Source organism: Bifidobacterium callitrichos (assembly GCF_008698085.1).
Lineage (GTDB): Bacteria > Actinomycetota > Actinomycetes > Actinomycetales > Bifidobacteriaceae > Bifidobacterium > Bifidobacterium callitrichos.
Genome location: NZ_RZJP01000001.1, coordinates 912,685 through 926,892 on the forward strand (window position 1 = coordinate 912,685; position 14,208 = coordinate 926,892).

At 64.2% G+C, this 14,208-nt stretch carries 14 protein-coding genes and 2 tRNA genes; 6 read left to right on the top strand and 10 right to left on the bottom strand.

Features of this window, described 5'->3' with window-relative positions:
• Positions 1 to 69 precede the first annotated feature (69 nt).
• Complete coding sequence (locus EMB92_RS03920; RefSeq protein ID WP_238549599.1) at positions 70 to 534, top strand: MFS transporter; 465 nt, start codon at positions 70 to 72, stop codon at positions 532 to 534.
• 108 nt (positions 535 to 642) lie between these two features.
• Here the strand turns inward: EMB92_RS03920 and guaB are convergent, their stop codons facing one another.
• The 3 genes from guaB to EMB92_RS03935 all read right to left on the bottom strand — a co-directional run bounded on the left by guaB (position 643) and on the right by EMB92_RS03935 (position 4,106).
• Complete coding sequence (gene guaB, locus EMB92_RS03925) at positions 643 to 2,193, bottom strand: IMP dehydrogenase (protein WP_043164909.1); 1,551 nt, start codon at positions 2,191 to 2,193, stop codon at positions 643 to 645.
• Positions 2,194 to 2,325: 132 nt separating this feature from the next.
• A complete protein-coding gene (locus EMB92_RS03930) occupies positions 2,326 to 3,462 on the bottom strand; it encodes an MraY family glycosyltransferase (RefSeq protein WP_043164907.1) in 1,137 nt (378 codons plus the stop codon).
• On the bottom strand, positions 3,459 to 4,106 hold the full coding sequence (locus EMB92_RS03935; RefSeq protein WP_043164905.1) for an L-threonylcarbamoyladenylate synthase: 648 nt from the start codon (positions 4,104 to 4,106) through the stop codon (positions 3,459 to 3,461). The genes EMB92_RS03930 and EMB92_RS03935 overlap by 4 nt, the downstream gene beginning before the upstream one ends.
• A 460-nt stretch (positions 4,107 to 4,566) precedes the next feature.
• On the opposite strand from EMB92_RS03935, the gene EMB92_RS03940 reads away from it, so the two are divergent.
• Positions 4,567 to 5,166 carry a sugar O-acetyltransferase gene (locus EMB92_RS03940; RefSeq protein WP_150393952.1) on the top strand — a complete coding sequence of 200 codons (600 nt, stop codon included), beginning with the start codon at positions 4,567 to 4,569 and terminating at the stop codon, positions 5,164 to 5,166.
• A gap of 13 nt (positions 5,167 to 5,179) precedes the next feature.
• Here EMB92_RS03940 and prmC read toward each other — a convergent pair whose 3' ends face one another.
• From prmC to EMB92_RS03960, 4 genes are all read right to left on the bottom strand, one after another.
• Positions 5,180 to 6,067 carry a peptide chain release factor N(5)-glutamine methyltransferase gene (prmC, locus tag EMB92_RS03945; protein ID WP_150393825.1) on the bottom strand — a complete coding sequence of 296 codons (888 nt, stop codon included), beginning with the start codon at positions 6,065 to 6,067 and terminating at the stop codon, positions 5,180 to 5,182.
• A 142-nt stretch (positions 6,068 to 6,209) separates the two neighbouring features.
• The gene (gene prfA, locus EMB92_RS03950; protein ID WP_150393826.1) at positions 6,210 to 7,298 is read right to left on the bottom strand and encodes a peptide chain release factor 1; all 1,089 of its coding nucleotides are present in this window, start codon (positions 7,296 to 7,298) and stop codon (positions 6,210 to 6,212) included.
• Between the two features lie 156 nt (positions 7,299 to 7,454).
• On the bottom strand, positions 7,455 to 7,667 hold the full coding sequence (gene rpmE / locus EMB92_RS03955) for a 50S ribosomal protein L31 (protein WP_043164901.1): 213 nt from the start codon (positions 7,665 to 7,667) through the stop codon (positions 7,455 to 7,457).
• A 145-nt stretch (positions 7,668 to 7,812) separates the two neighbouring features.
• A tRNA-Ile gene (locus EMB92_RS03960) sits at positions 7,813 to 7,886 on the bottom strand.
• Positions 7,887 to 8,274: 388 nt separating this feature from the next.
• On the opposite strand from EMB92_RS03960, the gene EMB92_RS03965 reads away from it, so the two are divergent.
• On the top strand, positions 8,275 to 8,700 hold the full coding sequence (locus tag EMB92_RS03965) for a glycerophosphodiester phosphodiesterase (RefSeq protein ID WP_150393827.1): 426 nt from the start codon (positions 8,275 to 8,277) through the stop codon (positions 8,698 to 8,700).
• A 137-nt stretch (positions 8,701 to 8,837) separates the two neighbouring features.
• Here the strand turns inward: EMB92_RS03965 and EMB92_RS03970 are convergent, their stop codons facing one another.
• Positions 8,838 to 9,530 (bottom strand): hypothetical protein, encoded by a 693-nt coding sequence (locus EMB92_RS03970; RefSeq protein ID WP_150393828.1) that lies wholly within the window; start codon positions 9,528 to 9,530, stop codon positions 8,838 to 8,840.
• Positions 9,531 to 9,897: 367 nt separating this feature from the next.
• Here EMB92_RS03970 and EMB92_RS03975 point away from each other — a divergent pair, with 367 nt between their 5' ends.
• The 3 genes from EMB92_RS03975 to EMB92_RS03985 all read left to right on the top strand — a co-directional run bounded on the left by EMB92_RS03975 (position 9,898) and on the right by EMB92_RS03985 (position 13,061).
• Positions 9,898 to 10,401 carry a hypothetical protein gene (locus tag EMB92_RS03975; RefSeq protein ID WP_150393829.1) on the top strand — a complete coding sequence of 168 codons (504 nt, stop codon included), beginning with the start codon at positions 9,898 to 9,900 and terminating at the stop codon, positions 10,399 to 10,401.
• A gap of 250 nt (positions 10,402 to 10,651) precedes the next feature.
• The gene (locus EMB92_RS03980; RefSeq protein ID WP_043164897.1) at positions 10,652 to 11,602 is read left to right on the top strand and encodes an ROK family glucokinase; all 951 of its coding nucleotides are present in this window, start codon (positions 10,652 to 10,654) and stop codon (positions 11,600 to 11,602) included.
• A gap of 97 nt (positions 11,603 to 11,699) precedes the next feature.
• On the top strand, positions 11,700 to 13,061 hold the full coding sequence (locus EMB92_RS03985) for a glycosyltransferase family 4 protein (protein ID WP_150393830.1): 1,362 nt from the start codon (positions 11,700 to 11,702) through the stop codon (positions 13,059 to 13,061).
• A gap of 61 nt (positions 13,062 to 13,122) precedes the next feature.
• Here EMB92_RS03985 and EMB92_RS03990 read toward each other — a convergent pair.
• Positions 13,123 to 13,199, bottom strand: a tRNA-Asp gene (locus tag EMB92_RS03990).
• Positions 13,200 to 13,336: 137 nt separating this feature from the next.
• Positions 13,337 to 14,176 carry a DUF2705 family protein gene (locus tag EMB92_RS03995; RefSeq protein ID WP_043164896.1) on the bottom strand — a complete coding sequence of 280 codons (840 nt, stop codon included), beginning with the start codon at positions 14,174 to 14,176 and terminating at the stop codon, positions 13,337 to 13,339.
• Positions 14,177 to 14,208 lie beyond the last annotated feature (32 nt).

Sequence of the window (14,208 nt, forward strand, 5' to 3'; positions counted from 1 at the left end):
AAGAGAAAGCAACAGAACAATGACAGCAGCAAGCGTGACTCCCACGTCTTCCCGCCCCTCATCCGACAAATGGCGCTATGTCGCCGGCTTCATGCCTTCGCCGTGCTCTCCGGCATCGCCTTCTTCGGCACGATGTCCGTGCTGGTCCCCCAGCGCCTGCGCGCCGATCTCGGCATGGGCGCCGTCGAATCGACCGCCGCCCTCGGCGCGATCAACTCCGCCGGATCCATCGCCTCCATCTTCATCGCCCTGTTCGTCGGCGCACTGTCCGACCGCACGCGCAGCAGGTGGGGCAAGCGCACCCCGTGGATCTTCACCGGCGCGTTCATCTACGGCATCTGCTTCTGGTCGCTGTCCCGTCCGTCCAGCGCACTGCTCATCGCGATCTTCTACATCCTCGCTCTCGTCGGCCTCAACATGGTGCAGGCACCGATCTACGCCCTCATCTCCGATCGCGTCGAGGAGTCGTCACGCGCCACCGTGTCCGCCGCGATCGCCGCGATCGCAGTGCTCGGCATCAAGCGAGTCAAGTGAGACAAGTGAGTCAATCCTCACCATAAGGAATGGTCTCCTCCCGAAATTCGGGAGGAGACCATTCCTGTCGTCAGCGTCGAACCGTCACGTTCGAATCGTCACGTTCGATCAGTTGCTGTGGAAGCCGGAGTAGTTCGGCGCTTCGGCGGTCATCACGATGTCGTGCGGGTGCGACTCGCGCAGGCCGGCGTCGGTGATGCGGATGAAGCGGCCCTTCTCGGACATCTCGGCGATGTTGTGCGCGCCGATGTAGAACATCGACTGGTGCAGGCCGCCGATCATCTGGTAGAGGACGGCGTTGAGCGGTCCGCGGTACGGCACCTCGCCTTCGACGCCTTCCGGCACGACCTTGTCGTTGGAGGTGACGTCGGCCTGGAAGTAGCGGTCCTTGGAGTAGGACTTCTTGCCGCGCGGGGCCATGGCGCCGAGGGAGCCCATGCCACGGTACAGCTTGTACTGCTTGCCGTGCAGCAGGACCTTCTCGCCCGGAGCCTCCTCGCAGCCGGCGAGGGTGCCGCCGAGCATGACGGAGGACGCGCCGGCCACGAGGGCCTTGGCGATGTCGCCGGAGTAGTGGATGCCACCGTCGGCGATGCAGGGCACGCCGGCGGTACGGCAGGCCTGGGCGGCCTCGTACACGGCGGTGAGCTGCGGGACGCCGACGCCGGCGACGATACGCGTGGTGCAGATGGAGCCCGGTCCGATGCCGACCTTGACGGCGTCGGCGCCGGCGTCGATCATGGCCTGCGCGCCGGAGCGGGTGCCGACGTTGCCGCCGATGATCTGCACGCCGTCGAAGGCGGAGTCGTGCTTCAGGCGGGAGATCATGTCAAGGGCCAGACGGGCCTCGCCGTTGGCGGTGTCGACGACAAGCACGTCGACGCCGGCCTCCATCAGGGCGGAGGCACGCTGCCAGGCGTCGCCGAGGAAGCCGACGCCGGCGGCGACGCGCAGACGGCCCTGCTCGTCCTTGGTGGCGTCCGGGTACTGCTCGGTCTTGACGAAGTCCTTGACGGTGATCAGACCGGTCAGGTGGCCTTCGGAGTCGACGAGCGGCAGCTTTTCGACCTTGTGCTTGGCGAGCAGGTCGTGCGCATCCTCCTTGGAGATGTTGGACGGACCGGTGACCAGGTTCTCCTTGGTCATGATGTCCTTGACCTTGAGGCGGTCGTAGTCCTCGGAGGCGATGAAGCGCATGTCGCGGTTGGTGATGATGCCGACGAGCTTGTTGTCCTTGTCGACGACCGGCAGGCCGGAGATGTGGAACTTGCCGCACAGCTTGTCGAGGTCGGCGAGGGTGACGTCCGGGTTGACGGTCAGCGGGTCGGTGATCATGCCGGACTCGGAGCGCTTGACGACGTCGACCTGAGCGGCCTGATCGTCGATGGACAGGTTGCGGTGCAGCACGCCGATGCCGCCGTTACGGGCCATGGCGATGGCCATCTCGGACTCGGTGACGGTGTCCATGGCGGCGGAGAGCACCGGAGCCTTCATCGTGATCTTGCGGGTCAGGTGGGTGGTGGTGTCCACCTCGGAGGGAATGACGTCCGTCTCGTTCGGCAGCAGCAGCACATCGTCATAGGCGAGGCCAAGCTTCGCGAAAATCGGCGGAAGGGGAGCATACGCGGATTCTGCGTTCATATCGAGGTTTGTAGCCATGTGACCACTATATGAAAGTGCATTGACGTAGGAAACCACAATCGCCTATGGGCGTTCCACATCCGTTCTTCCGGAGTTTCACTGCCGTTCATCAGACTTCCGTTCGATTGTCTGCTCCCAGAAGGAGGGATCTCACTTGCCGTTGCGCACGTGTTTGGCGCCTTCGTTTTCGGCGCGGATCTCGGGGATGCGGCGTTTCAGGTACGGGTACATCGTGACCACGGCGAGCACCGCGCCGACCACCGCCATGCCGATGAGGACGTGCCACGCCTTGAAGAACAGGATCATCAGGGATCCGAAGGCGATGAGCGCGGCCCACGCCCACAGGATCGTCACGGCGCCCTGCACGGTGTGGCCGATCCGGAGCATGCGGTGATGCAGGTGCATGCGGTCGGGGTGCATCGGCGACTGTCCCTTCGACAGACGTCGCACGATCGCCAGACACATGTCGAGCACCGGCAGGAAGAGCACGAGGATCGGCAGCAGGATCGGCATGAACACCGGCAGATAGATACTGGTGTGCACCGAAGCCGGGTCGATGCGCCCGGTCATCACGATCGACGCGCAGGTGATGAGATAGCCGAGGAGCATCGAACCGGAATCGCCCATGAACAGCTTCGCCGGATGCCAGTTGTGCAGGATGAATCCGACGCAGATGCCGACGAGCGCCACGTCGATGAGCGTGGCCATCGACGCGTACGAGGGCGAGGTACGCGCCAATATATAGGAGTAGATCGCGAAGGCGATGCCGCCGATCGCTACGATGCCGGAGGCCAGTCCGTCGAGTCCGTCGACGAAGTTGACCGCGTTGATCGACGCGACGATGAGGAACGCGGTGATCGCCATCGACAGACTGGGGGATGCGGTGACGAGCGATCCCAACGGCAGCGAGATGATCTGCAGGCCTCCCCATGCGACGAACACGGAGATGAGCAACTGCCCTGCCATCTTGAGCATCCAGTCAAGATCCCACAGATCGTCGGCCATGCCGAGCAGGCAGATCAGGGCCGCGCCGATCAGCACCACCCACGCCTGCCGCGTGCTTTCGAACAGCCCCTGGATGAACGGGATGTGGCTGGCGAACAGCATGGCGACGGCAAAGCCGAGCAGCATGCCGAGTCCGCCCATGCGCGGGGTGGGGATGGTGTGCACGTCACGCGCGCGCACCTTGCCGACGGCGCCGATCTCGATGGCGATATGACGGATGATCGGAGTGAACAGGTAGGTGGCGCCGCCCGCGACGGCGGCGATGAACAGGTAGATTCTCATGCGCCGAGCCCTCCGCCGTTGACGTGGAGTGCCTCGCGGATCGCCGACTGCGGGATCACGCCCTCCCGAAGGATGCGGATGCCGTCACGCTCGTGCGGGTCGGCGGCGACGACGGTGCTGGCCACGTGCCCGGGCGTGCTGCCGCCGTCCAGATACAGCGGCACGGCGTCACCGAACGCCTCGACGGCCTCGGCGACGCTTTGCGCACTCTCGCCGCCGGACAGGTTCGCACTGGATGCGGCCAGCGGTCCCAGCGCCCTGAGTGCCTTGAGGCACAGCGTCGAATTGGGGACACGCACGCCCTGCGTGCCGTCCTTCGCGAGCGTGCGCAGGGTGCAGCCGTCCTTCGCGACGGCGATCGGCGAGAACGCTCCGGGCAGGAATCGTGCGGCGAGACGGTTGAGCGGCGCGGGCAGCGCGAGATCGAGCTCGTCGAGCTGATCGACGTCGGCGAGCAGCACCTGCAGCGCCTTGAACCGCGGTCGGCGCTTCAGCTCGTAGATGCGGTCGATGGCTTTGCCGTTGCGCGGGTCGCCGGCGATGCCGTACACGGTGTCCGTGGGGATGACCACCAGTCCGCCGTCCCTGATGATCTCGGCCGCCTTGGCGAGCGCCTCGTCGTTCACCGCAAGAATCTCACTCATCGCTTGCTCTCCTTCTCGATCCGCGTCATCATCGTCCTCCGCCCGTCCGTCGTCTCGCTCATCGTCCTTCATCCATTCTTGCGTCCACATGACCAGCACTATCCGTCTGGCCCATGGATCGGCACACAATCTATCATTGCATCATTGCGCACGGACCGCAGCACGAACCGTGGAAGGCCGATCGCAGCGCCACGCGACGAACGTCCATTATGTACGGGCGTACATTACGATGTGTAGGCGACGGATGACAATCATCGAAAACCGTATGCGGCGCGCATACGCACCATGCACACAGCATGCACGCAGCATGCACACATCATGCAAAGGAGCCATCACCATGACCGATCAGATGACCGATCAGCCCACGCCCACCACGGACAACGTCACCACCGGCGCCGCAGACCCGTTCCGCATCCCGCCCATCGAGCTGCGCACGCCGCGTCGCTCGGAGCGCGAGGAGATGCTCGCCGGCAGACTGTACGACGCGTCCGACGCCGAGCTCGACGAACTGCGCCGCAATGCCGGCGACCTGTGCACCCGGTTCAACGCCACGTCGCGTCACGACGATGCGACGCGCAGGGCGATCCTCGACGAGCTGTTGCCCGGTCACGGCGAGAACCTCGACGTGATGGGCCCGGTGTTCTTTGACTACGGATGCCATACGACGATCGGCGACCGCGTGTTCGCGAACTTCAACTTCACCGTGCTCGACTGCGCGCCGGTGACGATCGGCGACGACGTGCTGTTCGGTCCGAACGTCTCGCTGCTGCCGCCGATGCACCCGCTGCGCTGGCAGGATCGCAACGTGCGCAGGCGCGCCGACGGCACCGCCTACGACTACGAGTACGGCGAGCCGATCACGATCGGCTCGAACTGCTGGTTCGGCGGCAACGTGACGGTGCTGGGCGGCGTGACCATCGGCGACGGCTGCGTGATCGGCGCGGGCGCGGTGGTCACGAAGGACATTCCGGCCAACTCGGTGGCCGTCGGCAACCCCGCGCACGTCATCAAGACCATCACCGACAGGGACGCCAGCGTCTATCAGGAATACGCGCAGTAGGGGCCGGGCCGCTTCAGCCTTTGACGGCGAAGAGGAAGCGAGGGCGACCGGTCCAGTCGTTGTCGGTGCGTCCCTCGGTGAAGCCGTTGGCGCGCGCGAAGGCGACGAGTCGATCGCCCTGCGAGATGTCGTGCTCCATGACGAGCGCGCCACCTGCGCGCAGCAGTCCGGCCGCACGCAGGATGATCCGCTCGGGGATGAGCACGCCGTCCGCCGACCCGCCGTACAGGGCCATGTCCGGATCGAAGTCGCGCACCTCGGGCTGTTCCGGCACCTGATCGAGCGGCACGTACGGCGGGTTGGTGATGACGATGTCGACGGTGCCGTCGAGCTGCGGCAGCGTCAGCGGACTGGTCGCATCGCCGCGTTCCAGATGGTAGTTGCCGGCGACCGACGGGTACGCCCGCGCGACGCGCACATGATTGCGCTCGGTCCACGCATACGCCTCGGCCGACAGTTCGACGGCCCACACCTCGGCGCCGGGAACCTCGCTTGCGACGGCGAGCCCGATCGCGCCGGACCCTGCGCACAGATCGACGACGCGCGGATGGTACATGCCCTGCCGCGTGATCCAGTCCAATCCCGCCTGCACCACGGTCTCGGTCTCCGGCCGCGGAATGAACACCCCCGGCCCGACCACGAGATCGAGATACCTGAACGGCGCGTGGCCCACGATATGCTGCAGCGGCTCGCGCTTCGCCCGCCTCGCGACCATCGCATCGAACCGCGCGGCGTCATAGGCGAGGTCTTCGCCCATCAGCAGCGCCTTGTCGACATCGCGCAGCTCGACGCCGTCACCGGCCGCCTCGGCCATCAGCAGCTTCGCGTCATGCTCCGCCGTCTCAACCCCCGCCGCCCGCAACTCAGCCGCAGCGGCCTTCACCACCTCATTCAGGGACACAAAACCTCTCTCCCCTGTCAAAAACGCAACTTGAAATACGAACGAGGTGTGGTGCGGCTTATACGGTGCTCGACCGTAGGCTTGGCCGAACGGCCTTGAGTGTGTCGAGCACCGTATAAGCCGCACCACACCGGCCAAGCGATCACTGCTGCTTGGCGAGACGTTCGGCCTCGTCGGCCTGGATGTCCGAGTCGATGACCGCCTGCAGATCCCCGTCGAGCACCTGATCGAGGTTGTACGCCTTGTAGTTCGTACGATGATCGACGATGCGGTTCTCCGGGAAGTTGTACGTGCGGATGCGTTCGGACCGGTCGAGCGAGCGCACCTGGGAGTGACGCATGTCGGCGGCCTCGGCGGCCTCCTGCTCGTGCTTCATCGCGAGCAGTCGCGATTTGAGCACGCGCAGTGCGGAGGCGCGGTTCTGGATCTGCGACTTCTCGTCCTGCATGCTCACGACGATGCCGGTGGGGATGTGCGTCATGCGCACGGCGGAGTACGTGGTGTTCACGGATTGGCCGCCGGGGCCGGAGCTCATGAAGATGTCGATCTTCAGATCCTTGGGATCGATCTCGATCTCGTCGTCGTCCTCGTCGGCCTCCGGGAAGACGATCACGCCGGCCGCGGAGGTCTGGATGCGCCCCTGCGATTCGGTGACGGGGATGCGCTGGACGCGATGGACGCCGCCCTCGTACTTGAGCGATGCCCATACGCCGTCCTCGGGGGCGGGCGTGCCCTTGGCACGGATGGCGACCTGCACGTCCTTGACGCCGCCGAGCTCGGTGCCGTTCTCGGACTGGATGGTGACGGTCCAACCGCGCTTTTCGGCGTATCGGGTGTACATGCGCAGCAGGTCGCCGGCGAACAGCGCGGCCTCCTCGCCGCCGGTGCCGGCCTTGATCTCCATGATGACGTCGCGCGCGTCGTCGGGGTCACGCGGGATCAGTGCGGTGCGCAGCTTCTCCTCGGCCTGGGGCAGTTCGGCTTCGAGTCGCTTGGCCTCCTCGTCGAAGTCGGGATCGTCGTCGGCCATCTCGCGCGCGGCCTCGAGATCGTCACGGATGCCGAGATACCTCTGATATGCGGAGACGATGGCGCCGAGTTCGGCGTGGCGCCGTCCGAGCTTGCGCATCTTGTCCGGGTCCGTCACCACTTCGGGGCTGGCCATCTGCTCCTCGATGGACCTGTACTCCTCCAGCGCGGTCGCCGCCGCGGGGAACTGTTCGTCTGCCATGCAGCCTTCCTTACCGTCCTGCCGTGTTGCCTGTGATTGTCGTTTCGGGTCGCATCCCGCCGCGGATGACGGCGAATGCGGAGAAGATATGAAAAAGCCAGCCCAGGCCGGATCGCGCGGATGCGCGCCGGACCTGATGGGCTGGCGTGAAGTATGCTACTTGGTCCTCTTGCCGTAGCGCTTCTCGAAGCGGGCGACGCGGCCGCCGGTGTCGAGAATCTTCTGCTTGCCGGTGTAGAACGGGTGGCACTTCGAGCACACGTCAACCGTCATGTGGTCACCGTTGTAGGTGGAACGGGTGACGAAGGTGTTGCCGCACGAGCACAGGACCTCGACGGCATGGTAATCGGGATGAATACCCTGCTTCATAATGTCTCCTAAGGAATTCAGGTGACCCGGGTCGCCATGCCCCTCTGGCTGGCGTGAACCGGAACCTACGGAATATTAGACGAATGCACCGACAACACGCCGGCGAAGTGACCACGACGCCTGCATGGCGCCCCCGACGGCACGGTGCCCCCGCTGGGACTTGAACCCAGGACCCACACCTTATAAGGGTGCTGCTCTAACCGACTGAGCTACGGGGGCGGACGCACATATTCTACCGAGGGCCGGGACGGAGAAACACGGCAGGCGCCCGAACGCCACGGCATCACGACACGCCGGACCGGCATATCAGATCGCACACAAATGTTCGTTTCGACCTCAAAACTATCAAGCTCACTGTTCATTTGAGCGGGAATATGAACAGAAACTCAACCTGACGAACAATACCAACCAAACTGGTTACCTAAGGGTTAACGAGACAGAAAATCGCACCACTTCACCGATTTGAAACATTTCGCAGTGCTATTCTTAGGTCTCGGACGTTCACCTGAACGCCTGTTGCAGCCAATCGATAACGTCATAGACGTACATAACGCGCTATCAGAATCGAACATTTTGCCTGTTCGATTTCTCGTAGGAAGGGAACATCATGGCAGAGGACAATAAGAAGGTCATCACCGTCAACTTCGATATGTTCGACAAGACCCCGGAGGAGAAGACCGCCGAGGCCAACAAGGTCGCCAAGTCGTTCGGCATCAGCGACGAGGCGATCGCCGAGGTCGAGGACTACAAGGCCAAGCTCACCCGCTACGACGCCTGGGAGCTGCCGTTCATGGGCTACGTGAACGACGACGGCTACGGCTACGCCTACGTGCCGGATGCGGCCATCGTGCGTGAACCCTACTGGGACGCCCACAAGGCGTTCCTCGCGCTGCCGGAGGACGTGCAGACCGCGTTCGCGATCCGCATGCTGTTCACCCACCGTCCGGTCGACCGCTACGGCGCCAGCATGTTCCTGCACTACCAGCGCGGCTTCCAGGTGAACTTCGTGGGTGAGGGCGCCAACAAGTACTGATCGGCATCCATTCCACGACACGCATCGAGGGCGATGCCTCTGCAATCGCCCTATAGACGGAGGGCTTCGCGGTCGACGTTGACCGCGAAGCCCTCACTGTTCTCCATGGAGCGGACGCGCCCGACCCGATGACGGGATCACCAGCGCATGTCCTTCAGATCAAGCTTGAGATGCGGGTCACACCCGAACAGCAATCGCACCAGATCGATGAACTTCGGGTCCCACGTACGCAGGCATGAGGCCAGATGCAGGCGGAATCGCGCGGAATCGGGCTTTCGTGCCTGGAACAGCGGGTCGCCGACCATACGCCATGCGCCGCGCACGCGGGCGATGCGCACCACCACGGCCCCGCCCTTGGCGCCGTCGAACGCCGCGGCCGTCGCGAAGTCACGCACGCCGTATATGCCGCCGTTGATCACGTCCTCCAGCACGATCCGCGATTCGGCGGCATTCGCCTCCCGCACCCAGAACCATGAGGCGAAGTTCGTCCGCGACGTCTCGCACAGCTCCGCGTAGCCGCGCTCCCCCACGGTCTCGTTCTCGTCACGCGCGTAGGCGGAGGCCACCGCGAACGGCGTCAGACCGAGCTGATCGAGGTGATAGTCGAAGGTGAACCACTGGTCGAACGCGTCCTCCATCCTCTGATGGAACTCCTCGCTGCGCGTGCGGAACGGATTGAGGTTCACCTGGATGAAGAACTCGCGTCTCGCGTCATCATAGGATTCCGGATCGGCCCGTCGGAACATGCTCGCCACATGGAACGCGGGGATGGAGGCGGGGGTTCCCCAATCGTCACGCTCGCACATCGTCGTCGTCTCGCTCATCGTCATGATCGTTTCCTTCCTCTGTGAAGGCTTGTGGGAGAACGCCATCGTTCTCCTCGTGCATGCCACATTAGGAGGCATCCGACAGAGAGACAAACATCGGCACGAAACCTGTGGATACGGTGGACGACGCGGTGGATAACCGGAACGCACGTCACTCGCCGGCCAGCTGCCCAATCCGCCCAGCATGCGTACACGTATATGGAATTGTTATCAAACCGTTAGCGTTAACCACATTGCGGAATGTACCATGTGGTTGATCATCCTACGGATTCGAATCACCTACGGCAATACAGCCGCAAGGCACGACCGAAGACACGAGTTGGGGTATTTCGAAACAACGAACATCGGAACATCGAAAGGGCGGCAGACAATGACGTTCACCAAGGAGCAGATCACGTATCTCGAATCGCTTCCGGCGGTCGAGCACGCGACCGCAACCCGCATCACCTACACGGACGCATTCAAGACGCAGTGTCTGGAACGCTACATTCAAGGCGACAGCCCGACAGCCCTGTTCCGAGAGGCGGGACTTGACCCCAAGATCGTCGGATACAAGCGCATCGAACGCAGCTTCGCCCGCTGGCGCGACCTTCACGATGTGCCGGCATACCCGCGCACCCCCGGTCTTGATGGCCGCAATCTCGACGGCCGCGGCGGGATGCGCCTGATCCACGCCGACACGAACACGGACACGATCGATGCGATGGACGCGATGAACGCCATGGATATCCTGGACGCCACGCAGTACACCTCGACGAATGCGTCCGAAGCGACAGCTCCGGATCCGCGCGACCTGCTCATCGCCCGACAGCTGCATCGCATCGACGAGCTCGAGCGCGAACTGGCGGAGCTGCTCCACATCAAGGCCGCGTGACCGTCAGGCAATAACATCGAACGGACCCGCTAAGTGGCAACGTTTGCAATGTAAACGTACACAAATCAGCACCGCTTTCCCCTGCTGATCCCCGTCGATCAAGCCATTTCCATAGGTGAACGGCAGGTGACATTTGACGCAAATCATGCGTCAGCACCGGCGAAACATGCCGAAAGGGCGTTCGCAATCACCCGGTATCACTACACTTTCACAAGTGAAACAGCCTAATGGAGCAATCAAAGGAGAAGCGATGACCACGTTGGCAATCGATATCGGAGGAACGAAGATCGCCGCGGCCGTGTGCGACGCAAACGATAGCATCATCCAGCGCTGGAGGGTTCCCACCCCGATGGACGCCGATGCCATCAACCAGCACATCGCCGACATCTACCATCAGGCCGTCGCCTCGGGCCACGACGACATCGAGGCCATCGGCATCTCGGCGGCCGGCAACGTCGGAGCGGATCGCAAGACCATCACGATCGCCGCGAACATCCCCGCGTGGATCAACTACGATCTGTCCGAGCACGTCGGAGCGCTCATCGACCACGCCGTGCCGGTCATCGTCGAGAACGACGCCAACTGCGCCGGCTGGGGCGAATACGTGCACGGCGCCGGCCAAGGCAGCCGCAACATGGTGGCGCTGACCGTCGGCACCGGACTCGGCGGCGCGATCGTCATCGACGGACGCCTGTACCGAGGTTCCTTCGGCATGGCCGCCGAGCTCGGCCACCTGCCCATGGTGCCGGACGGCGACACCTGCGGCTGCGGCCTGCGCGGCTGCGCCGAACGCTACACGTCCGGCAGCGCGCTGGAGCACTTCGCGAAGTCGGCCGTGCGCCGCCGCCCGCAGGACGCCAAGCGCCTGCTGGAGCTGTGCGGAGGCGACGTCAACAAGCTGGAGGGGCCGATGGTCTCCCAGGCGGCGCAGGAGGGCGACGTGCTCGGCCTGTACGCGTTCGGCAAGATCGGCGAGTGGCTTGGTCGTACGATGGCCGCCGTCTCCGCAGTGCTGGACCCGGACCTGTTCGTCATCGGCGGCGGCGTGGTGGCCGTCGGCGACATCCTGCTCGACCCGGCCCGCTACAACTACGCGCGATTCCTTGAAGGCAGCGCCTACCGCGGCCATGCCAAGATCGTCGCGGCGACCGCCGGCCAGGACGCCGGTCTGATCGGTGCGGCGAACCTCGCCCTGCACTGATCGCACGCGACCGATCCCACGCAACCGATCATGGAATCCGTCCCGCTACGTACCGGATTACGTAGCGGGACGGACCACCACATGAACAGACCGCAACATGGGCGTGAACACCGTCGTTCCACCCGCACGCAGAGGCGATACGGCTTTTAGACTGGGGTTCGTGACCGTCATAGACACCGCACCGCATCCGTTATCGAGCATTCAGCCTCCTACGCACCAGACCGCGTACGAGGAACGCAAGCTTTCGGTACTCGTCGTCAGCGAATCGTCGCTGGAACAGACCAATGGTGTCTCCGGAAGCGTGAAGCACATTCTCGACCGCTTCAGCGAACGCGGGTTCGACGCCCACGTCATCAGCCCTCAGCCCGCTCCCGACGACGGCGAATACGACGGCTTCAACGTGGACACGACCCCGTCATGGCCGATTCAGAACTTCAACGTGGCCGTACCGACGAAGACGTCGGTGATACGTCTCATCAAGGAACTGCCCCGTCCGGACGTCATCCACGTGGCCGCGCCGATATCGAAGCTCGGGCATGCGGCGCTGATCGCCGGCGAGGAGATGGGCGTGCCGACGGTGGCGATCTACCAGACCGACGTGGCCCAGTACGCTCGGCGGTTCGTCCGCGAGGCGCTGGACGGCGTCGTCGACGGCGTCATACCGAAGCACACCGGGTGGCTGCGCAAGGTCAGCAAGGCCTCGGGCGAAAGCGCCGAGCAAATCGTGGGCGCACGCATCGCCCAGATGCACAACATGGCGACGCTGACGCTCGCCCCCACGACGCAGGCCGCCGAACGGCTCGAATCGTTCGGCGTCGCCCCGGACCTCATCCGGCAGTGGGGCCGCGGCGTCGATTCGTGGCTGTTCAATCCTCGGCGGCGGGAACGCGCCGAGGTGCGTCAGCTGCACGACAAGTGGAGCGGCGGCACGGCCCTGCCGGTCATCGGATACGTCGGCCGGCTCGCCCCGGAGAAGCAGGTCGAGCGCCTTGCGGCGCTGGACGGGCTCGGCATGCGCCTGGTCATCGTGGGCGGAGGACCTTGCGAGGAGGAGCTGCAGGAGCTTCTGCCGCACGCGGTGTTCACCGGCATGCTGCACGGCGATGAACTGGCCGACGCGTACGCCGCGCTGGACGTGTTTGTGCATACGGGAGCCGAGGAGACGTTCGGGCAGACCATTCAGGAGGCGATGGCCAGCGGCTTGCCGGTCGTGGCTCCGGCCGCCGGCGGACCGCTCGATCTCGTGTCGGACGGCAGGACCGGTCTGCTGTTCAATCCCGACGACGAGGAGGATCTGCGCTCGTGCGTGGAGCGTCTGATCGAGGATCCCACGCTGCGCGAGACCATGGGATTCAATGGACTTGCGGCCGTCAAGAGCCGCACGTGGCCCGCGTTGGTCGATCAGCTCATCGGCTACTATCGACTCGCCGCCGAACTGCAGATGGCGCACGCGGCATGATCCGCTGCTAATCCGAACCGAATACGAAAACGGGCTTCCGAATCATTCGGAAGCCCGTTGCTGGCGACCCCGGCCGGACTTGAACCGGTGACCTCCGCCGTGACAGGGCGGCGCTCTAACCAACTGAGCTACGGGGCCGTGTGTTTCTCACTCTCGCGAGGCACAAGTGGATATATTACACGTTTTCCCGCGATCGCAAAACTCGGCGTGTCGCACTGGAATCCGCGCTTCACTTCTGCCCGCAAGTCCAGCGCATCGACCAGCACGATCCACGATCAGCGCACGGCCAGATCGCGCGTGGCGAACAGACGGTACGCGGCCGCAAACCCGACCACGACGATCAGCACCGCCAATACGGCGAACGGCACGGGCATCCGTCCGTCGATCACCTCACGCGGTGTGGCATAGCGGAACGGGGAGAGCACCCGCGCCACGACCGACGCGTCATGATCGGAGAACATGTCGAAGACGACGCCGGCACCATAGGCCACGACCACCGATGCGTTGCCGATGGACGCCCCCTGCTCCGGGCGCGGGCACGCCGCGGACGCGCAGGCCCCGATTGCGCCGAAGACCAGCATCATGACGAACAGCCAGACGGAGAACCGCCAGATCACCGTGGCGGCCGTAACGTCATTGAGCCCGGGCACATCGCCCAGCAGTCGCAGGCACAGCAACGACGAGACGCAGTTGACGGCGACGAACGCGATCGCATCCGCCAACGCCGCCACGAGTTTCGCGCTCAGAATCGTGGTGCGCGAGACGGGCCGCACGAACAGGAACTCGTAGGTGCCATCCGTCATCTCGCGCGACACCGCGTTGCGGGCGAGCGCGACCGCGTAGACGGCCGCCATGATGCCGGTGTAGAACTCGATCACCGCGTAGTATCCGGCGAACGTGGACATGTCGAGGTCGGAGATGCCCATGACGGCGAGCGCGACCTTCGGGAAGGCATCGGTGAGTTTGCGCACGGCGTCGGCGTCACCGCCGGCGATACCCTCGAACTTCATCACGCCGGCGATGTTGAACAGGATGATCACCACGCTCCAGATCAGCCAGACCTTCACGTTGGCCTTCAGTTCGCGCGAGATCATGGCGAACAGCGTCTTCATCATGACGCCCTCCCCTCCTCTTCCCATGGTCATCG

Excerpts from the sequence above, each read along its gene's own strand:
- EMB92_RS03930 (WP_043164907.1), bottom strand. The coding sequence starts at position 3,462 with ATGAGAATCTACCTGTTCATCGCCGCCGTCGCGGGCGGCGCCACCTAC.
- EMB92_RS03975 (WP_150393829.1), top strand. The coding sequence starts at position 9,898 with ATGACGTTCACCAAGGAGCAGATCACGTATCTCGAATCGCTTCCGGCG.
- EMB92_RS03985 (WP_150393830.1), top strand. The coding sequence starts at position 11,700 with ATGGGCGTGAACACCGTCGTTCCACCCGCACGCAGAGGCGATACGGCT.
- EMB92_RS03935 (WP_043164905.1), bottom strand. The coding sequence starts at position 4,106 with ATGAGTGAGATTCTTGCGGTGAACGACGAGGCGCTCGCCAAGGCGGCC.
- EMB92_RS03920 (WP_238549599.1), top strand. The coding sequence starts at position 70 with ATGGCGCTATGTCGCCGGCTTCATGCCTTCGCCGTGCTCTCCGGCATC.
- rpmE (WP_043164901.1), bottom strand. The coding sequence starts at position 7,667 with ATGAAGCAGGGTATTCATCCCGATTACCATGCCGTCGAGGTCCTGTGC.
- EMB92_RS03995 (WP_043164896.1), bottom strand. The coding sequence starts at position 14,176 with ATGATGAAGACGCTGTTCGCCATGATCTCGCGCGAACTGAAGGCCAAC.
- EMB92_RS03980 (WP_043164897.1), top strand. The coding sequence starts at position 10,652 with ATGACCACGTTGGCAATCGATATCGGAGGAACGAAGATCGCCGCGGCC.
- EMB92_RS03970 (WP_150393828.1), bottom strand. The coding sequence starts at position 9,530 with ATGACGATGAGCGAGACGACGACGATGTGCGAGCGTGACGATTGGGGA.
- EMB92_RS03965 (WP_150393827.1), top strand. The coding sequence starts at position 8,275 with ATGGCAGAGGACAATAAGAAGGTCATCACCGTCAACTTCGATATGTTC.
- EMB92_RS03940 (WP_150393952.1), top strand. The coding sequence starts at position 4,567 with ATGCTCGCCGGCAGACTGTACGACGCGTCCGACGCCGAGCTCGACGAA.
- prfA (WP_150393826.1), bottom strand. The coding sequence starts at position 7,298 with ATGGCAGACGAACAGTTCCCCGCGGCGGCGACCGCGCTGGAGGAGTAC.
- guaB (WP_043164909.1), bottom strand. The coding sequence starts at position 2,193 with ATGGCTACAAACCTCGATATGAACGCAGAATCCGCGTATGCTCCCCTT.